The sequence below is a fragment of the Stenotrophomonas sp. AS012628 genome, from assembly GCF_010608305.1.
Lineage (GTDB): Bacteria > Pseudomonadota > Gammaproteobacteria > Xanthomonadales > Xanthomonadaceae > Stenotrophomonas > Stenotrophomonas geniculata.
Genome location: NZ_VMBJ01000016.1, coordinates 11,638 through 29,927 on the forward strand (window position 1 = coordinate 11,638; position 18,290 = coordinate 29,927).

General features: G+C 66.0%; 12 protein-coding genes. 5 read left to right on the plus strand and 7 right to left on the minus strand.

Annotated elements, in window-relative coordinates; genetic code table 11:
* Nucleotides 1-274: 274 nt before the first annotated feature.
* Nucleotides 275-718 (minus strand): hypothetical protein, encoded by a 444-nt coding sequence (locus G5A07_RS09460; protein WP_191863203.1) that lies wholly within the window; start codon nucleotides 716-718, stop codon nucleotides 275-277.
* Between the two features lie 92 nt (nucleotides 719-810).
* Complete coding sequence (locus tag G5A07_RS09465; RefSeq protein ID WP_049453529.1) at nucleotides 811-2,361, minus strand: BCCT family transporter; 1,551 nt, start codon at nucleotides 2,359-2,361, stop codon at nucleotides 811-813.
* Between the two features lie 170 nt (nucleotides 2,362-2,531).
* Between G5A07_RS09465 and betI the strand changes: the two genes are divergently transcribed.
* The 5 genes from betI (at nucleotide 2,532) to G5A07_RS09490 (ending at nucleotide 9,334) form a co-directional block, all read left to right on the plus strand.
* A complete protein-coding gene (betI, locus tag G5A07_RS09470) occupies nucleotides 2,532-3,122 on the plus strand; it encodes a transcriptional regulator BetI (protein WP_005409501.1) in 591 nt (196 codons plus the stop codon).
* Nucleotides 3,123-3,160: 38 nt separating this feature from the next.
* Nucleotides 3,161-4,633 carry a betaine-aldehyde dehydrogenase gene (gene betB / locus G5A07_RS09475; protein WP_191863204.1) on the plus strand — a complete coding sequence of 491 codons (1,473 nt, stop codon included), beginning with the start codon at nucleotides 3,161-3,163 and terminating at the stop codon, nucleotides 4,631-4,633.
* 101 nt (nucleotides 4,634-4,734) lie between these two features.
* Nucleotides 4,735-6,417 carry a choline dehydrogenase gene (gene betA / locus G5A07_RS09480; protein WP_191863205.1) on the plus strand — a complete coding sequence of 561 codons (1,683 nt, stop codon included), beginning with the start codon at nucleotides 4,735-4,737 and terminating at the stop codon, nucleotides 6,415-6,417.
* A gap of 171 nt (nucleotides 6,418-6,588) precedes the next feature.
* A complete protein-coding gene (locus G5A07_RS09485; RefSeq protein WP_010482498.1) occupies nucleotides 6,589-8,265 on the plus strand; it encodes a long-chain fatty acid--CoA ligase in 1,677 nt (558 codons plus the stop codon).
* Between the two features lie 199 nt (nucleotides 8,266-8,464).
* A complete protein-coding gene (locus tag G5A07_RS09490) occupies nucleotides 8,465-9,334 on the plus strand; it encodes a crotonase/enoyl-CoA hydratase family protein (RefSeq protein WP_049413283.1) in 870 nt (289 codons plus the stop codon).
* Nucleotides 9,335-9,346: 12 nt separating this feature from the next.
* On the opposite strand, the gene G5A07_RS09495 is transcribed toward G5A07_RS09490, so the two are convergent.
* The 5 genes from G5A07_RS09495 to G5A07_RS09520 all read right to left on the minus strand — a co-directional run bounded on the left by G5A07_RS09495 (nucleotide 9,347) and on the right by G5A07_RS09520 (nucleotide 18,193).
* Nucleotides 9,347-12,070 (minus strand): response regulator, encoded by a 2,724-nt coding sequence (locus tag G5A07_RS09495; RefSeq protein ID WP_262405882.1) that lies wholly within the window; start codon nucleotides 12,068-12,070, stop codon nucleotides 9,347-9,349.
* A gap of 1 nt (nucleotide 12,071) precedes the next feature.
* Complete coding sequence (locus G5A07_RS09505) at nucleotides 12,072-13,211, minus strand: two-component system response regulator (RefSeq protein WP_006364528.1); 1,140 nt, start codon at nucleotides 13,209-13,211, stop codon at nucleotides 12,072-12,074.
* 205 nt (nucleotides 13,212-13,416) lie between these two features.
* Entirely contained in the window at nucleotides 13,417-14,928 is a 1,512-nt protein-coding gene (gene lysS / locus G5A07_RS09510) for a lysine--tRNA ligase (RefSeq protein ID WP_191863206.1), read from the minus strand.
* A 175-nt stretch (nucleotides 14,929-15,103) separates the two neighbouring features.
* Nucleotides 15,104-16,744 (minus strand): acetolactate synthase large subunit, encoded by a 1,641-nt coding sequence (locus G5A07_RS09515; RefSeq protein WP_043398967.1) that lies wholly within the window; start codon nucleotides 16,742-16,744, stop codon nucleotides 15,104-15,106.
* A gap of 63 nt (nucleotides 16,745-16,807) precedes the next feature.
* Nucleotides 16,808-18,193, minus strand: coding sequence for an NAD-dependent succinate-semialdehyde dehydrogenase (locus G5A07_RS09520; protein WP_191863207.1), 1,386 nt, complete (start codon nucleotides 18,191-18,193; stop codon nucleotides 16,808-16,810).
* Nucleotides 18,194-18,290: the final 97 nt, after the last annotated feature.

An 18,290-nucleotide genomic window follows, 5' to 3' on the forward strand; every position in this document is an offset into this window, starting at 1 on the left:
GCGGCCTGCTGCAGTACGTGCTGCGCCAGCTGGCAGGTCGCTGAGCCTTCCCCCGGTACCAACGGGCGGAAGCCCGGCCCCCGCGCCAGCGCGGGGGCGCTGCGGAGACGCGCGAACCAGTGGTTCGCAAGCGCGCCTCCTCGCCCACCACGGCGGCCTGCTGCAGTACGTGCTGCGCCAGCTGGCAGCCAAGTAGAGTCGAGCTCGCTCTACTGCGACCACCTGCATTACCCAGACGGCCGGATCCAAGGATCCGGCCGTCTGCTTTACACGCTCAAGGTCGCACACCAAAGAGATGCCACGGGGCATTCTGGAGCGGACCATGGGCATCCAGGAAGCCCAGCCCCTCTTCCCAGGCGGTGTGTCCATCGGGTGCGTCGACGTTGACGACCTGCACCACCATCACGCCTCCAGCATGCGGCACGTCCTCGGTGCGATAGCAGACCGCGCCGCGGCCTTCGCCATACAGGTTGGACTGGAAGCCCGGCGGGCACTGCACACTGGTCACCTCGTAGCCACTGACTACTGCGCTGTACCTGCTGTTCGTGTGGATCGAGTAGGCAGCCAGCCCGCCCGCATGCGGAGCCAGTTGCAGGCGTACCGGCGCGGTTTCGCCCAGCGCCAGCACCGGGAAATCAAGCTGCACCGGAGGTGCGGCCAACGCCGCAGGCAGGCAGGAAAGGGACAACAATAAAGAACGACCCAGCGTGCGAATCATCACTCGACTCCAGCAGCGAAATGTCGAGCGATGATTGCAGCCGGCAGGCGCAGCTGTCTTTCAGACAACAACGAAATCGCGACCTCCTGACCTCAGCGCCGCGGCGCGTCCGGGTCGGTACGCAGCGCCTTCAGCAGGCCCCACATGTAGAACGCCAGGGTAAACGAGAACGGCAGGCCGCACAGCACCACTGCGGTCTGCATCGCACTGAAGTTGCCGGCCAGCAGCAGGCCGACGCTGGCCACGGTGATGCCGGCCGCCCAGAACACGCGCAGCCAGATCGGTGCGTCGTGACCGTCCTCGACGCCGTCATCGACACGACGGGTGCACAGATTGGCGATCATCAGCGTGCCCGAATCGACCGGGGTCAGGAACAGCACGAAACCGATCACCACCGCGGCACCGGCTACATACGGCGCGGCGGGCAGGTATTCCAGCAGCTTGAACAGCGTCATCGCCGCATCGTGCTGGGCCACCTCACCCAGGATCGCCTGGCCATGGTTGAGCACCAGGTCGATGGCGGTGTTGCCGAAGATCGACAGCCAAGCCAGGGTGAAGCCAAGCGGGATCAGCAGCACGCCCATGATCACTTCACGGATGGTGCGGCCACGCGAGATGCGCGCCACGAAAAGGCCGACAAACGGCGCCCAGGCGATCCACCAGGCCCAGTAGAACAGTGTCCACGAACCCATCCACTCACGGCCCTTCGGGTCGTTGAGGTACATGTCGAAGCTCTTGCGCACGAACGCGCCGAGGTAATCGCCGGTGTTCTGGATCAGGCCGTCGAACAGGTGCAGGGTCGGGCCGGTGACCAGCACGAACAGCAGCAGACCGCACAGCAGACGCACGTTGAGGTTGGAGAGCCAGGCAATGCCCTTTTCCACGCCAGCCACCACACCGATGGTGGCCACCACCATCATCACCAGCACGATCGCCACCAGCACCTGCGGCGTATCCGGGATGTGGAACAGATAGACCAGGCCGGACTGCACCACCAGCGCACCGATGCCGAGGTTGGTCACCATCGAGATCAGCGTAGCCAGGATACCGAAGCCATCCACCATGTCGCCGATGCGGCCATGGATGCGCTCACCGAAGATCGGGTACAGCGCCGAGCGCAACGCCAGCGGCAGGTCGCGGCGGTAGGCGAAGTAGCCCAGCGCCACGCCGACCAGCGCGTACAGCGCCCAGCCGTGCAGGCCCCAGTGCAGGAAGGTCAGCACCATCGCCTCGCGGCCGGCGGCCACGGTGCCGCCGGGCTGCCCGGGCGGATTGAGGAAATGGTCCAGCGGTTCGTAGGCACCGTAGTACAGCAGCGCGATGCCGATGCCGGCCGAGAACAGCATCGACACCCATGCGACGTAGCCGAAGGCCGGTGATTCCTCGTTGTGGCCCAGGCGGATGCGGCCATACGGCGAGAACGCCAGCCACAGCACGAAGCCGAGGCACAGCACGATCAGCAGCATGTACCACCAGCCGAACGCGGCCGACACTTCGGCCTGCGCCCATTGCAGCCAGTGCTCGCTGCCTTCGGGATAGAGAACGGTGAGCAGCCCGAGGATGCCGATCGACACCGAGGAACTGAAGAACACAAAACGGTTCAAGCGCAGGGGCGAACGCTTGGGATGAGCCAGGGAAGACATGGGGTCGTCTCATCAAGTCCGAGGGAGCACATGGGCGGGGCCGGACCGGTAAACCGGGCCCATGGCGTGGGGCGCGAGCGCATCCTAGGGTTTATTGATTGAACGTTCAATCAATAAAAAGCATAATGGCGGGCAGCCCGATCCTTCGGGTCGCAATCCGTGGAGAGACAATGCCGAAGAAAGGCGTGGAACCGGTACGGCGCGAGCAGCTGATCCGGGCCACTTTCCAGACCATCGACGAGATCGGCATGGCCGATGCGACCGTCGCCACCATCGCGAAGAAGGCCGGGCTGTCCAGCGGCATCGTCGCCCACTACTTCGGCGACAAGGACGGCCTGCTCAATGCTGCAATGCGGCAAATCCTGCGCGAACTGAAGGACGCGGTCGCCCGCTACCGGGCCGACGCCAGCGACGACCCGCGCGAGCAGCTGCGCGCCATCGTCGATGGCAACTTCGACGACAGCCAGATCAACGGCACCGCCATGCGCGTCTGGCTCACCTTCTGGGCCGCGAGCATGCACCAGCCGGAACTGGCCCGGCTGCAGCGCGCCAACGACCAGCGCCTGTTCTCGAACCTGTGCCACCAGTTCAACCGCCTGCTGCCCCACCCGCAGGCCCGCCTGGCCGCCCGCGGCCTGGCCGCGATGATTGACGGCCTGTGGCTGCGCGGCAGCCTGGTCGGCGGCCAGTTCAATGCCGAGAAGTCCCGGCGCATCGCTTACGGCTATATCGACTTCCAGTTGCAGGCTGTCGCGCTATAAGCGCTTCAGCACCCGCCCCCTTCCAAGGAGTACGCCCCATGACCACCCTGCCCGTCCAACAGCTCTACATCCACGGCCAGCGCGTCGATGCCACCAGCGGCAAGACCTTCAAGACCATCAACCCGGCCACCGGCGAGGTGATCGCTGAAGTGCAGGTCGCCAGCCAGACCGACGTCGAGCGTGCCGTGCAGAGCGCAGCCGAAGGCCAGAAGGTGTGGGCCGCGATGACGGCCATGGAGCGTTCGCGCATCCTGCGCCGTGCCGTCGAGCTCCTGCGCGAGCGCAACGACGAACTGGCCCACCTGGAAACCCTGGACACCGGCAAGGCGCTGGCCGAAACCACCACCGTGGACATCGTCACCGGCGCCGACGTGGTCGAGTACTACGCCGGCCTGGCCACCGCCATCGAAGGCATCCAGCTGCCGCTGCGCGAATCGAGCTTCTTCTACACCCGCCGCGAGCCGCTGGGCGTGGTCGCCGGCATCGGTGCTTGGAACTACCCGATCCAGATCGCCATGTGGAAGTCGGCCCCGGCCCTCGCCGCCGGCAACGCAATGGTGTTCAAGCCCTCCGAAGTCACCCCGTTGACCGCGATCCGGCTGGCCGAGATCTACACCGAAGCCGGCGTGCCGGCCGGTGTGTTCAACGTCGTGCAGGGCCCGGGCCGCGAGATCGGCCAGTGGCTGACCGAGCACCCGGTGATCGAGAAGATCTCCTTCACCGGCGGCGTCGCCACCGGCAAGAAGGTGATGGCCAGCGCCGCATCCTCGTCGCTGAAGGAAGTGACCATGGAGCTGGGCGGCAAGTCGCCGCTGGTGATCTGCGACGACGCCGACCTGGACCGCGCCGCCGACATCGCGGTGATGGCCAACTTCTTCAGCTCCGGCCAGGTCTGCACCAACGGCACCCGCGTGTTCGTGCCGCGCAGCATGCTGGCCGCGTTCGAAGCCGCTGTTGTCGAGCGCGTCAAGCGCATCCGCATCGGCGACCCGATGGCCGCCGAGACCAACTTCGGCCCGCTGACCAGCTTCCCGCACATGGAAAACGTGCTGCGCTACATCGAAAGCGGCAAGGCCGAAGGCGCCCGCCTGCTGACCGGCGGCGGGCGTGCCACCGAAGGCGCGCTGGCCAATGGCGCCTACGTGCTGCCGACCGTGTTCTCCGACTGCCGCGATGACATGACCATCGTCAAGGAAGAGATCTTCGGGCCGGTGATGAGCATCCTCGCCTACGACGACGAGGACGAAGTGGTGCGCCGCGCCAACGACACCACCTTCGGCCTGGCCGCCGGTGTGGTCAGCAAGGACGTCAGCCGCGCCCACCGCATCATCCACCGCCTGGAAGCCGGCATCTGCTGGATCAACACCTGGGGCGAATCGCCGGCCGAAATGCCGGTCGGTGGCTACAAGGAATCCGGCGTCGGCCGCGAGAACGGCATCTCCACCCTCGGCCACTACACCCGCATCAAGTCGGTGCAGGTCGAGCTGGGCGACTACGCCAGCGTGTTCTGACCGGCGCGCCCCAAGCACGCCCCCTCGTCCGGCCACCGCGCCGATCCGACATTCCGCCGGGACGCCTGCATGCAGCGCGCCCCGGCCTGCAGGAGACACCCATGAGCACCCACAACGAGTACGACTACATCATCATCGGCGCCGGTTCGGCCGGCAACGTGCTGGCCACCCGCCTCACCGAAGATGCCGACGTCAGCGTGCTGCTGCTGGAAGCCGGTGGCCCGGACTACCGGCTCGACTTCCGTACCCAGATGCCGGCGGCACTGGCCTTCCCGCTGCAGGGCAAGCGCTACAACTGGGCGTACAAGACCGATCCCGAGCCCTTCATGAACAACCGCCGCATGGACTGCGGCCGCGGCAAGGGCCTGGGCGGTTCGTCGCTGATCAACGGCATGTGCTACATCCGCGGCAACGCGATGGACTACGACAACTGGGCCAGCATGCCGGGCCTGGAAGACTGGACCTACCTGGACTGCCTGCCCTACTTCCGCAAGGCCGAAACCCGCGACATCGGCCCCAATGACTACCACGGTGGCGACGGCCCGCTGCGCGTGACCACGCCGAAGGCCGGCAACAACGAGCTGTTCGCGGCGATGGTCGAAGCCGGCGTGCAGGCTGGCTATCCGCGCACCGACGACCTCAACGGCTACCAGCAGGAAGGCTTCGGCCCGATGGACCGCACGGTGACCCCGAAGGGCCGTCGCTCCAGCACTGCCCGCGGCTACCTGGACCTGGCCAAGCCGCGTCCGAACCTGACCATCGTCACCCACGCGCTGACCGACCGCATCCTGTTCTCGGGCAAGCGTGCGGTGGGCGTGCAGTGGCTGCACAACGACCAGCCGCAGCGTGCCACCGCCCGCCGCGAAGTACTGCTGTGCGGCGGCGCCATCGCCTCGCCGCAGATCCTGCAGCGCTCGGGCGTCGGCCCGGCCGACCTGCTGCGCAGCCTGGACATCGACCTGGTGCACCACCTGCCAGGCGTCGGCGCCAACCTGCAGGATCACCTGGAGATGTACCTGCAGTACGAATGCAAGAAGCCGGTGTCGCTGGCGCCGGCACTGAAGCTGTACAACCAGCCGGCGATCGGTGCCGAGTGGCTGTTCCTGGGCACCGGCATCGGCGCCAGCAACCAGTTCGAGGCCGGTGGCTTCATCCGCAGCGATGCCGAATTCGACTGGCCGAACCTGCAGTACCACTTCCTACCGGTGGCGATCAATTACAACGGCTCCAACCCGATCAAGGCGCACAGCTTCCAGATGCACGTCGGTTCGATGCGCTCGCCCAGCCGCGGCCGCATCCATGTGCGTTCGAAGGATCCGCGCGAACATCCGAGCATCCTGTTCAACTACATGTCGCACGAGCAGGACTGGCGTGAGTTCCGCGCGGCGATCCGCATCACCCGCGAGATCTTCGCGCAGCCGGCGCTGGCACCGTACAGCGGCCGCGAGATCTCCCCGGGCAGCGCGCTGCAGACCGATACGCAGATCGATGCGTTCGTCCGCGAACATGCCGAGACCGCCTACCATCCGTCGTGCTCGAACAAGATGGGCCACGCCGATGACCCGATGGCGGTGGTCGACGGCCAGGGCCGCGTGCACGGGCTGGAAGGCCTGCGCATCGTCGATGCTTCGATCATGCCGCAAGTGGTGACCGGCAACCTCAACGCGCCGACCATCATGATGGCCGAGAAGCTGGCCGACGTGATCCGCGGCCGCACCCCGCTGGCCCGCAGCACCGCGCCGTACTACAAGGCCAACGGTGCACCGGTGCGCAAGCAGGGCTGACGCAAGCGGCCCGATCGAGCGCAGATGCCGGCCAGCGGCCGGCACTACCCAGCAAAGAGGCCCTTCGGGGCCTCTTCGCGTTTTCCCTACGGCGGGGTATGCTGCAATGAACGGCCATTGTCGCTACGCTCAGGGCCGAACCTAATACATCACGATTCCTGGAGGGGGAATATGAGTCTGGATCGTCCCTGGCTGCAGAGCTATCCGAAAGGCGTTCCCGCCGAAATCGACGTCAACGAATTCCATTCGGTCGCCTCGGTCTTCGACGCTTCCGTCGCGAAATTCCGCGACCGTCCCGCCTACTCCAGCTTCGGCAAGGTCCTCACCTATGGTGAGACGGATGCGCTGGTCACCCAGTTCGCCGCCTACCTGCTGGGTGAGCTCAAGCTCAAGAAGGGTGACCGCGTCGCCCTGATGATGCCCAACTGCCTGCAGTACCCGGTGGCCACCTTCGGCGTGCTGCGCGCCGGACTGACCGTGGTCAACGTCAACCCGCTGTACACCGCGCGCGAACTCAAGCACCAGCTGGTCGACGCGGGCGTCAGTGCGCTGGTGGTGGTCGACAACTTCGGCGACACCGTCGAGCAGGTCATCGCCGACACGCCGGTCAGGCACGTGGTCACCACCGGCCTGGGCGACCTGCTCGGCGCCAAGGGCGCGATCGTCAACTTCGTGCTGAAGTACGTCAAGAAGATGGTGCCCAACTACCACATCAAGGGCGCCGTCCGCTTCAAGCAGGCGCTCAAGCTGGGCAGCCGCCACGCGCTTCCGCCGGTCGAGATCGACCACGACGACATCGCCTTCCTGCAGTACACCGGTGGTACCACCGGCGTGGCCAAGGGTGCGATGCTGACCAACCGCAACCTGATCGCCAACATGCAGCAAGCGTCGGCGTGGCTGTCCACCTCGGGCATCGAGCCGGGCAAGGAAGTGATCATCACTGCCCTGCCGCTGTACCACATCTTCGCGCTGACCGCGAACGGCCTGGTCTTCATGAAGTTCGGTGGCTGCAATCACCTGATCACCAACCCGCGCGACATGAAGGGCTTCGTCAAGGAGCTCAAGGGCACCCGCTTCACTGCCATCACCGGCGTCAACACGCTGTTCAACGGCCTGCTCAACACCCCGGGCTTCGACGAGATCGACTTCTCTTCGGTCAAGTTCACTCTGGGCGGCGGCATGGCGGTGCAACGTGCCGTGGCCGAACGCTGGAAGAAGGTCACCGGCGTGACCCTGGTCGAAGCCTACGGCCTGACCGAGACCTCGCCGGCAGCCTGCATCAACCCGCTCACCCTGCCCGAGTACAACGGCGCCATTGGCCTGCCGATCCCGTCCACCGATGCCTGCATCAAGGACGACAACGGCAATATCCTGGCGCTGGGCGAAGTGGGCGAGCTGTGCATCAAGGGCCCGCAGGTAATGAAGGGCTACTGGCAGCGGCCGGAAGAAACCGCCACCGCCATCGACGCCGACGGCTGGCTGCACACCGGCGACATGGCGAAGATGGACGAAAAGGGCTTCTTCTACATCGTGGACCGCAAGAAGGACATGATCCTGGTGTCCGGCTTCAACGTGTACCCGAATGAGGTCGAAGACGTCATCGCGATGATGCCGGGCGTGCTGGAAGTCGCCGCCGTCGGTGTCCCGGACGAGAAGTCCGGCGAAGTGGTCAAGGTCGTGATCGTGAAGAAGGACCCGAACCTGACCGCGGAAATGGTCAAGGAACATGCACGGGCAAACCTGACCGGTTACAAGCACCCCAGAATCGTAGAATTCCGAAAAGAGCTGCCGAAGACCAATGTCGGCAAGATTCTCCGTCGCGAGCTGCGTGATACGCCCGCCCAGTAAGGGTTTCCGGGCAACGGGACAATACAGGGACCCCGCCGGAGACGGCGGGGTCTTTCTGTTACCGGAACATGGCCGGTACAGCGCTTGCGGGCGGTTCACGACGGGTGCATAGAATCAGTCGCCGCCGCACGTTCAGCCCGCCCCCTCACTCCTCTCCGTCCGCTCTGCGGTTGGCCGGACGGTCACACGGAGAACTCCCATGTCCGCAGTACGCCCCATCATCACCCGCCCCTCGCAGCACCCTACCCTGCGTATCACCGAGGAGCCCGAGCGGGATGTCTACTGGATCCACATGCACGCCAACCTGGTCAACCAGCCAGGCCGGCCGTGCTTCGCCTCGCGCCTGGTCGATGACATCGTCGACTACCAGCGCGACCTGGGCGACCGCCTCAGCGCCTCGCACGCCCTGTCACCCCATGTCGTTCTTGCCTCGGACAGTGACGTGTTCAACCTGGGGGGCGACCTCGAACTGTTCTGCCGCCTGATCCGTGAAGGCGACCGCGCCCGCCTGCTCGACTATGCCCAGCGCTGCGTGCGCGGCGTGCATGCCTTCCATGCCGGCCTGGGCACCCGTGCCCACAGCATCGCCCTGGTCCAGGGCAATGCACTGGGTGGCGGCTTCGAGGCCGCACTCAGCTGCCACACCATCGTCGCCGAGGAAGGCGTGCTGATGGGCCTGCCCGAGGTGCTGTTCGACCTGTTCCCGGGCATGGGCGCCTACTCCTTCCTGTGCCAGCGGATCAGCCCGCGCCTGGCCGAGAAGATCATGCTGGAAGGCAACCTCTACACCGCCAGCCAGCTGAAGGAGATGGGCCTGGTCGACATCGTGGTGCCGGTGGGCGAAGGCGTCGCCGCGGTCGAACAGGTGATCAAGGAAAGCCGGCGCATTCCGCACGCATGGGCAGCGATGCGTGAGGTCAACGAGATCGCCACCATGGTGCCGCTGCATGAAATGATGCGGATCACCGAGATCTGGGTGGACACCGCCATGCAGCTCGGCGAGAAGTCCCTGCGCACCATGGATCGGCTGGTACGGGCGCAGGCCCGGCGCAATGGCGACCCGGCCTGAGCGTCTGGCGGGTCAGGACGGGCTGCGCTCGCTGTCGTCGCGGTGCGGTGCCCCCGCGCCACGGGCAGCCAACGCATTCCTGCCGTTGCGCAGGGCGGTCGCCAGGCTGCCGAGGCGGGCGCTCCATTCACCCTTCAGCTGCCAGTCCGCCATGCGCATGATTTCGCCACTGGAGGCGGCAACCTGGACAAGCCCCAGGTTGCTCGCCACACCGCGCAGCGCGTGTGCGTGCTCGCGGAAATCCTCCCAGGCCTGGCGCTCGCCGCAGCCCTGCAGCTGGCCCATGCTCGCGTCGACGTCCGCCAGGCATTGGTCGATGAACTTGCGTTCGAAGCCATCGCCCATGCCCAGCGACGCCAACTCGTCCAGTACTGCGGTATCGAGCACACCATCGCCGACCGGCAATGCCGGCACCGACTGGATGCCGGACTCGGCGCGGGTGTTGGCGGCGACATCGGCCAGCACTTCAAGCAGGCGGGTGGCCACCACGGGCTTGGCAAGGAAGGCGCGGGCACCGGCCTGCTCGCAACGCAGGATGGACTCGGGGGTGACGTCCGCGCTCAGCACCATGACTGGAACGTAAGGCATGCCACTGGCCTGCATCACCCGCAACTGCTTGAGCAGATCCAGTCCGCTCATGCCGGGCATGTGCAGGTCGACGATCGCCGCGTCGTAACTGGCCTGCTCCAACGCATCCAGCACTTCGGCGCCGCCATTGACGCAGGTGACCTTGTGGCCGGCCTTCTCCAGCAACCGCTGCAGCACCATGCGGTTGGCTTCGTGGTCGTCGGCCACCAGAACCCGCAGGCTGCGCACCCGTGCACGATGGCGCAGGAAGGGATTGGAAAACGCGATGACATTCCCAGCTTCAGCCACCTCGGACGGAACCGCCGGGGCTGATGAGGTGTCTGCGACGTCCAGCGTGATCTCGACCCAGAACACGCTGCCGCGCGGGCTGTTCGGCGCATAGCCGACCTGCCCGCCCATCGACTCGACCAGGCCCTTGGCAATGGCCGTGCCCAGACCGGTGCCTTCATGGCGACGGGCCAGGCCGACATCGCCCTGCTCGAAGGCATTGAACAGGCGCCCGCGCAACGCCATCGGCACGCCGATGCCGGTATCGACGATCTCGAATCGCAGGCGCATCCGCTCGCTGCCCGGCGCATCGGGGCTGGACACGCGCAGATGCACGTAGCCGCTGTCGGTGAACTTGACCGCGTTGCCCGTCAGGTTCAGCAGGATCTGCTGCAGATGCCCGGCATCACCCAGCAGGCGCGGCGGCACGTTGTCGTCCACCTGCACGCGATAGTCCAGCGATTTGGAGCGGGTCTGCGGGGTGAGGATCAGGTTGATCGCCTGCAGCACATCGGCCAGCGCGAACTCGTGCCACTCCACGCGCACCTTGCCGGCTTCGATCGCGGAGATGTCCAGCACTTCTTCCACCAGCGCCAGCAGGCTGCGCGTCGAGGCCTGGATGGTGTTCAGGCACTCGCGCTGTTCATCGTCCAGGCGGGTGGTGGCCAGCACCTCGGTCATGCCGGCCAGCCCGTTCAACGGCGTGCGGAATTCATGGCTCATGTTGGCCAGGAAGCGGCTCTTGGCTTCATTGGCCTGGCGCGCCTCGGCCACCGCCCGGGTCAAGGCATGCAGCAGCGAATCGAAGTACAGCGGAATCGCGCCCAGGCCCAGCAGCAGGCCCCAGCCCAGATAGTCGTGGCCGCGCCAGTATGGCGACAGCATCACCGTGCACAGGAAGGCCAGGCAGCCCATGGCAGTGGCCACGCGCAGGTAGGTGCTGCCGTAGCGCATGCCGTTGCCGATCGTGACCCACAGCATCACCGCATACAGCGGTGCCGCCGGCTCGCCCTGGATCGTCATGATCCAGGCCATGCAGGTGTAGTCGGTCAGCATGCCGATCACCCTGCGCACATGCGACACACCCGGATTGACCAGGATCGCGGTCAGCAGGCCGGCGGAAATGGTCAGCTCGAAGGCGAGGATCAGCCACGTTGTCGTCAACGCTTCACCGCCACCGCTCAGCGAACGCCAGCCGAGATAGCTGATGAACAGCGCCGTGATGATGATGCGGATCAGGTTCTGCGCGTGCTCGCTGTCCTCGCGCCCGGAAAGGCGCTGCTTGAAGCGGGCCAGCAGCGAGCGCTTGTCGGAGCCAGCGGCGGGCGTCGTATCCATGGTCGGATGTCGCATCCTTCGGCGCAGCAGGGAGGAGCAGCACAACGGTACTGCCAGCAACCCCAACCACAGGGAAATGGCCAGGCCAAGGTTGGCCTGCCAGTAAGGGGTCAACAGCACGGTGGTGCCGAAACTGACCATCGCCAGCACGATGGCAGCGGCCAGGTAGCGCGGCCCGAAGCGCAGGCCGTTGCCCACCGTGACCCACATCACCACCGCATACACCCACGCCAGCGGCTCGCCCATCTGGATCATGCCGACCGCGATCAGGCCGTAATCGGCCAGCATCCCGGCCACGCGCCGCGGGTCCGAGCGCTCAGGCTTCCACAGCAGCCAACCGCACAGCAGTAGCGACAGGCCCAGCCCGGTCAGCACCGTTGCCAGCACGCCCTGGTACTGGTCCAGCCGGTGCAGGCGGGCACCGGACAACAGTACATAGACCAGGATCAGCGAGATCAGCACCACCCGCACGATCGCCTGGCCATGTTCCGAATCCGGACGCTGCGCCAGCCGACGCCTCACGCGTGCGAACAGGTCCTGCATGTCACCCACCCGGTCGCGTCGATGCCGTCGAGTGCTGGGCGCAGATATCCATCAACTGCTGGTGACCGCGCATCAGCGCATCCACGCAGCGCGGGTCGAACAGTCGGCCACGCTGGGCGTACAGATAAGCCAGTGTGGCTTCCATGGTCCATGCTTCCTTGTACGGACGGGGTGAGATGAGTGCGTCGAAGACATCGGCCACGGCGACGATGCGCGCTTCCAGCGGAATCGCCTCACCGACCAGCCCATCCGGGTAGCCGCTGCCGTCGTATCGTTCGTGGTGGCGCAGCGCGATCAATGCGCCGACCTGGATGAAGCGGTTCTGGCTGCCGCTGAGCAGTTCATGGCCGATGCGCGGGTGCCGGCGCATGATCGCCAGCTCCTCGTCGTTGAGCTTGCCCTGCTTGAGCAGCACGGCATCGGGAATGGCGATCTTGCCCATGTCATGCAGGGGCGCGGCCATCTCGATCAGGCGCACGTCGTCTTCGGGCAGGCCCAGCTGCTCGGCGATCAGCCCTGCCACGCGTGCCATGCGCTCAAGGTAGGCGCTGGTGCCGGCATCACGGAACTCGATCGCCCGCGCCAATCGCGACAGGGTCTCGCGTTCGCGTTCCTCGACCTCGTGCATGCTCGCCAGCAAGCGCTGTTCCAGCGACAACGCGCGTTGCTTCACGTTCTCGGTCTGCTGGCGCAGCTGCAGTAGGTTGTAGCAGCGCGCGCGCAGTTCGCGCGGGCGGATCGGCTTGACCAGGAAATCGATGACCCCCGCTTCCAGCGCCGCCTGACGAATCGGCTCGTCGCCGACCACGGTGATCAGGATCACCGGAATGTCGCGATGCTTGGGCAGGCGGCGGAAACGGCGGGCGAACTCCAGCCCGTCCATCTCCGGCATGCGGTAATCGAGCAGCAGCAGGTCGACCGGATGCGCCTCGCACCAGGCCAATGCGGTCAGCGGATCACCGAAGTCATACACGCTCAGTTCGGGCGCGATGTCTTCGATGACGTGACGCAGCATCGTCCGGGCGGACGTCTGGTCGTCAACAATGACGATGTTCAACGCGTACTCTGCCTGGTTTCTCGACCATGCTGGATCATCAGCAGGCGAGGATACCCTGCCGCTGCGAACGCTCGCACCCTGCATCGGCCTGACTCCCGTGTCATGCGTCCCGGTTCATGATCGTCATCACATTGTGAAGCGGACTCTCCACAATGCGTACTCCCCCTGGCGCCGATCAAGCCATAACAGACGTCAAGGTAGTGCATTAACGATACGCCGAGTGCGGGAGGCGTCAATCGCGCCGTCTCATTTCGCGACGGCGCGCACAAACAGGAGTCAAAAAGACGACTTACTGCTCCGGACGCATGTACGGGAACAGCAGCACGTCCCGGATCGAGCTGCTGCCGGTCAGCAGCATCACCAGGCGATCAACGCCGATGCCGAGGCCGCCGGTCGGGGCCATGCCGTACTCCAACGCACGGATGTAGTCGGCGTCGTAGTGCATGGCCTCGTCGTCGCCACCCTCCTTCGCCGCCACCTGGGCCTGGAAGCGCTGGGCCTGGTCTTCCGGGTCGTTCAACTCGGAGAAGCCGTTGGCCAGCTCCTTGCCGTTGACGAACAGCTCGAAGCGGTCGGTGTAGCCCGGATCGTTGTCGTTGGCGCGGGCCAGCGGCGAGACTTCCACCGGGTGGTCGGTGATGAAGGTCGGCTGGATCAGGGTGTGCTCGACAGTGGCCTCGAAGATCTCCAGCAGCAGCTTGCCCCAGCCGTAGGACGGCTTGACTCGGATCTTCAAGCGCTCGCAATGGCGCAGCAGCGCGTCGCGGTCGGTGCAGTCGGCCGCAGAGATTTCCGGGTTGTGGTGACGCACCGCCTCGTCCATGCGCCAGCGGCGGAACGCCGGGCCCAGGTCGATCTTCGCACCGTCCCACTCCACCTCGGTGCCGCCGTTGACCGCCTGGGCCACGTCACGGATCACGCCTTCGGTCAGGTCCATGATCTCGTTGTACGTGGCATAGGCCTCGTACAGCTCCATCATGGTGAATTCCGGATTGTGGCGGGTGCTGACGCCTTCGTTGCGGAAGTTGCGGTTGATCTCGTACACGCGCTCCAGGCCACCCACGGTCAGGCGCTTGAGGTACAGCTCCGGCGCCACGCGCAGGTACAGGTCCAGGTCCAGCGCGTTGTGGTGGGTGGTGAACGGCTTGGCCGCCGCGCCGCCGGGGATGTAATGCATCATCGGCGTCTCGACTTCCAGGAAGTCGCGGTTGTCCAGCCACGCGCGCATGGCGCGGATGATCTTCGAGCGCTTGATGAACACCGCGCGCGATTCCGGGGTCACGATCAGGTCGACGTAGCGCTGGCGATAGCGCTGCTCGACGTCGGCCAGGCCATGCCACTTGTCCGGCAGCGGGCGCAGCGACTTGGTCAGCAGGCGGATCGATTCGGCCTTGACCGACAGCTCGCCGGTCTTGGTCCGGGTCAGGCCGCCTTCGACGGCGATGATGTCGCCCACGTCCCAGCCCTTGAAGGCGGTATAGGCATCGCCCAGCACCGTGCCCTGCAGGAACAGCTGGATGCGACCGGACTCGTCCTGGATCTGCGCGAAACTGGCCTTGCCCATGATGCGCTTGGCCATCAGGCGGCCGGCCATCTTCACCTGGCGGCCGTTACCTTCCAGGGCCTCGGCGGTCCACTGTTCGGCATCGGCGAACTCTTCCTGCAGGCGGCCGGCGAAGTCCTCGCGACGGAAGTCGTTCGGGTACGCGATGCCCTGCCCACGCAGCGTTTTGAGTTTCTCGCGGCGCTCGGCGATCAACTTGTTTTCGTCAACGGGGGGGGTATCGGTAGCTTCGCTCATGGATCTGCGGGAATCGTGTAGTGAGGGGGGATGTTGCACCCGGCACAGCCGGTTGCCCAGCATACCAAAACCGCCCCGCCCCGGCCCCGGCAGCGCCCGGTAGCGCCCGGTAGCGCCGGGCCATGCCCGGCGGTCGGTCGGCGCACGATTCCGCCGGGCGTGGCCCGGCGCTACCTCAGCCGTTCCCCGGGAAGGCCTGCCGCAGCTCGTCCACCAGCACCCGCTGGTTTTCCGAGTAATCCACCGGCACCGATACCAGGTGCACCCCGCCCTCGTTGAACGCCGCCTCCAGGGTCGGAATGAACTGCTCGATGGCGGTCACCTCATGACCCTTGCAGCCATAGGCCTGCGCGTACTTCACGAAATCGGGGTTGCTGAAGGTCATGCCGTAGTCGGTGAAGCCATCCACCGCCTGCTTCCAGCGGATCATGCCGTAGGCCCCATCGTTGAGGATCAGCACCACCAGGTTCAGGCCCAGCCGTCGGGCGGTCTCCAGCTCCTGGCTGTTCATCATGAAGCCGCCATCGCCACATACCGCCAGCACCCGGCGCTGCGGATACAGGATCGAAGCCATGATCGCCGACGGCAGACCCGCACCCATGGTCGCCAGCGCGTTGTCCAGCAGCAGCGTGTTGGCCACCTGGGTGCGGTAGTTACGCGCAAACCAGATCTTGTACATGCCGTTGTCCAGCGCCACGATGCCGTCCGGCGGCATCACCTGGCGCACGTCATGCACCAGCCGCTGAGGCGTGAAGCCGTCCTCCTCGGCACGGGCGGCCAGGTGCTCCAGGATGGTCGCGCGCAACGGCAGCAGCGCATCGGCGTTCGGCACCGCGCCTTCGATGCGGTCGGCCAGCTGGGTCAGCGAGCGGCCGATATCGCCGATCACTTCCACCTGCGGGAAGTACACCTGCTCCACCGCCGCCTGCGAATAGCCGATATGGATCACGGTCGGCCCACCCGGACGCATCACGAACGGCGGCTTCTCGGTGACCTCATGGCCGATGGTCACGATCACATCGGCCTGGTCGATGGCCATGTGCACGTAGTCGCGCTCGGTCAGCGCCGCGGTGCCCATGTACAGGCCCGAACCACCGGCCACCGCGCCCTTGCCCATCTGCGTGGTGAAAAACGGGATGCCGGCACGCAGCACGAACGCCGACAGCGCCTCGCTGGACTGCGGCCGCGACGCCGCCGAAGCGATCATCAGCAACGGTCGCTTGGCATTGCGGATGATCTCCGCCGCACGGTCCAGTGCTTCCGGACTGGCGATGGGACGATCCACCGCGTGCGGCGGAATCAGCGCCACGTCCCCGACCTCATCGGCCGCGATGTCTTCGGGCAGCTCCAGCAGCACCGGGCCCGGGCGCTCTTCCAGCGCGGTGCGGAATGCCTCGCGCACGATCGTCGGGATGGTGCGCGCCGAGACGATCTGCCGCGCCTGCTTGGTCAGTGGCTTCATCGTGCTGACGATGTCGACGATCTGGAAGCGTGCCTGCTTGCTGGCCACGATGCCCTTCTGGCCAGTGATCATGATGACCGGCCACGCACCCAGCAGCGCGTAGGCGGCGCCGGTGGTGAAGTTCAGCGCGCCCGGCCCCAGCGTGGCCAGGCACACCCCGGGCTTGCCGGTCAGGCGGCCATAGGTGGCCGCCATGAATACCGCTGCCTGCTCGTGGCGGGTGATGACCAGCTCGATGCTGGAATGGCGCAGCGACTCGACCACGTCGAGATTCTCTTCGCCGGGGATACCGAAAATGCGCTCGACGCCTTCGTTCTCAAGTGCGGCGACAAGCAGATCTGAACCCTTGGACATTGGAATGCCGTCCTTTTCGCTGGACTGATGATGGATCGTTGCAGGAAGGATGGAAGCTGCGCGTCAACGCTTGTCGAACCAGACCGTCTGCGCGTTGACGAACTCGCGGATGCCGAAGTGGGAGAGCTCGCGGCCGAAGCCGCTCTTCTTCACGCCCCCGATCGGCACGCGCGGGTCCGAAGCAGAGAATCCGTTGACGAACACGCCGCCGGTCTGCAGCCGGCGCGCAAGCTGCATCGCACGGGCACGGTCGCCGGTCCACAGGTTGCCGCTGAGACCGAACTCGCTCTGGTTGGCCAGCTCCACCGCATGGTCGGCATCACGAGCGCGGCTGATCGAGGCCACCGGACCGAAGGTCTCGGTATCGAAGGCCTGCATGCCCGGCTCCACGTCGGCCAGCACGGTGGGTGCGTAGAACGCGCCCGGGCGATCGAGCTGATGGCCACCGACCAGCAGCTTCGCGCCCGCGTCCACCGAGGCGCGTACCTGCGCATCCAGCTGTTCCAGCAGGTCCTGGCGTGCCATCGGACCAATGCGATTACCCGCTGAACGACCATCGCCGATGGTCAGCGCCTGCACCTTCTGGCAGAACTGCGCCACGAAACGGTCGTATACCGCGTCTTCAACGATGATGCGCTTGCCGGCGATGCAGACCTGCCCGGTGTTCTGGAAGCGTGAGGCCACCGCCGCATCGACGGCAGCGTCCAGATCGGCGTCGGCCAGCACGATGAACGGGTCCGAGCCGCCCAGTTCCAGCACCACCTTCTTCAGCGCCTGCCCGGCCTGGGCAGCAATGCTGCGGCCGGCGGCCACGCTCCCAGTCAGGGTCACCGCCGCGATGCGGTCATCGGCGATCGCGCGGCTGGTGCCGTCGCGGCTGATGTTGGCGGCGATGAAGGTGCCTTCCGGCAACCCAGCGTCGCGCCAGGCGGCATCGAGCAGCTGCGCGGTACCGACGATGTTCTCGGCCGGCTTCAGCAGGAAGCCGTTGCCGCCCATCAGGATCGGCACCGCCGCGCGCATCACCTGCCAGTACGGGAAGTTCCACGGCATGATGCCCAGCACCACGCCCAGCGGCAGGTAGGACACGTAAGCCTTGTCGTCGGGCACCTTGGTCGGCTCGTCGCGCAGGAACTGCGCACCGTGGTCGGCATACCAGTCGCACAGCACGGCGCACTTCTCGATTTCGGCCAGGGATTCGGCCTGGACCTTGCCCATTTCGGCGGTAGCCAGCGCAGCCAGCTTTTCACGGTCGCGGCGCAGTACCGCGGCCATCGCACGCAATACGTCTGCACGCTGTTCGAGGCTCCTCGTGCTCCAGGCGGCGAAGCCAACCTGGCCGCGATCGAGGATGGCGTCCAGTTCGGCGTCGGTAGCGAAGGGGTGGCTGGCGATCTGCTGGCCGGTGGCCGGATCGCGGGAAATGGCTGTACTGGGGGCAGCGGACATGCAGGTCTCCTGGTGTCTCGACAACGGGCGGTGGCCCGTCTCCTGCACAGGAATGTGGACCCGATTGGCGGAGGCAACAAGGCGTCTGCTTATCCTG

Bases quoted from the DNA above. Each gene is read 5' to 3' on its own strand.
- G5A07_RS09490 (WP_049413283.1), top strand. From the start codon at position 8,465: ATGTCCGCAGTACGCCCCATCATCACCCGCCCCTCGCAGCACCCTACC.
- G5A07_RS09520 (WP_191863207.1), bottom strand. From the start codon at position 18,193: ATGTCCGCTGCCCCCAGTACAGCCATTTCCCGCGATCCGGCCACCGGC.
- G5A07_RS09495 (WP_262405882.1), bottom strand. From the start codon at position 12,070: ATGCAGGACCTGTTCGCACGCGTGAGGCGTCGGCTGGCGCAGCGTCCG.
- G5A07_RS09465 (WP_049453529.1), bottom strand. From the start codon at position 2,361: ATGTCTTCCCTGGCTCATCCCAAGCGTTCGCCCCTGCGCTTGAACCGT.
- G5A07_RS09515 (WP_043398967.1), bottom strand. From the start codon at position 16,744: ATGTCCAAGGGTTCAGATCTGCTTGTCGCCGCACTTGAGAACGAAGGC.
- betB (WP_191863204.1), top strand. From the start codon at position 3,161: ATGACCACCCTGCCCGTCCAACAGCTCTACATCCACGGCCAGCGCGTC.
- G5A07_RS09485 (WP_010482498.1), top strand. From the start codon at position 6,589: ATGAGTCTGGATCGTCCCTGGCTGCAGAGCTATCCGAAAGGCGTTCCC.
- G5A07_RS09460 (WP_191863203.1), bottom strand. From the start codon at position 718: ATGATTCGCACGCTGGGTCGTTCTTTATTGTTGTCCCTTTCCTGCCTG.
- betI (WP_005409501.1), top strand. From the start codon at position 2,532: ATGCCGAAGAAAGGCGTGGAACCGGTACGGCGCGAGCAGCTGATCCGG.
- lysS (WP_191863206.1), bottom strand. From the start codon at position 14,928: ATGAGCGAAGCTACCGATACCCCCCCCGTTGACGAAAACAAGTTGATC.
- betA (WP_191863205.1), top strand. From the start codon at position 4,735: ATGAGCACCCACAACGAGTACGACTACATCATCATCGGCGCCGGTTCG.
- G5A07_RS09505 (WP_006364528.1), bottom strand. From the start codon at position 13,211: ATGCAGGGTGCGAGCGTTCGCAGCGGCAGGGTATCCTCGCCTGCTGAT.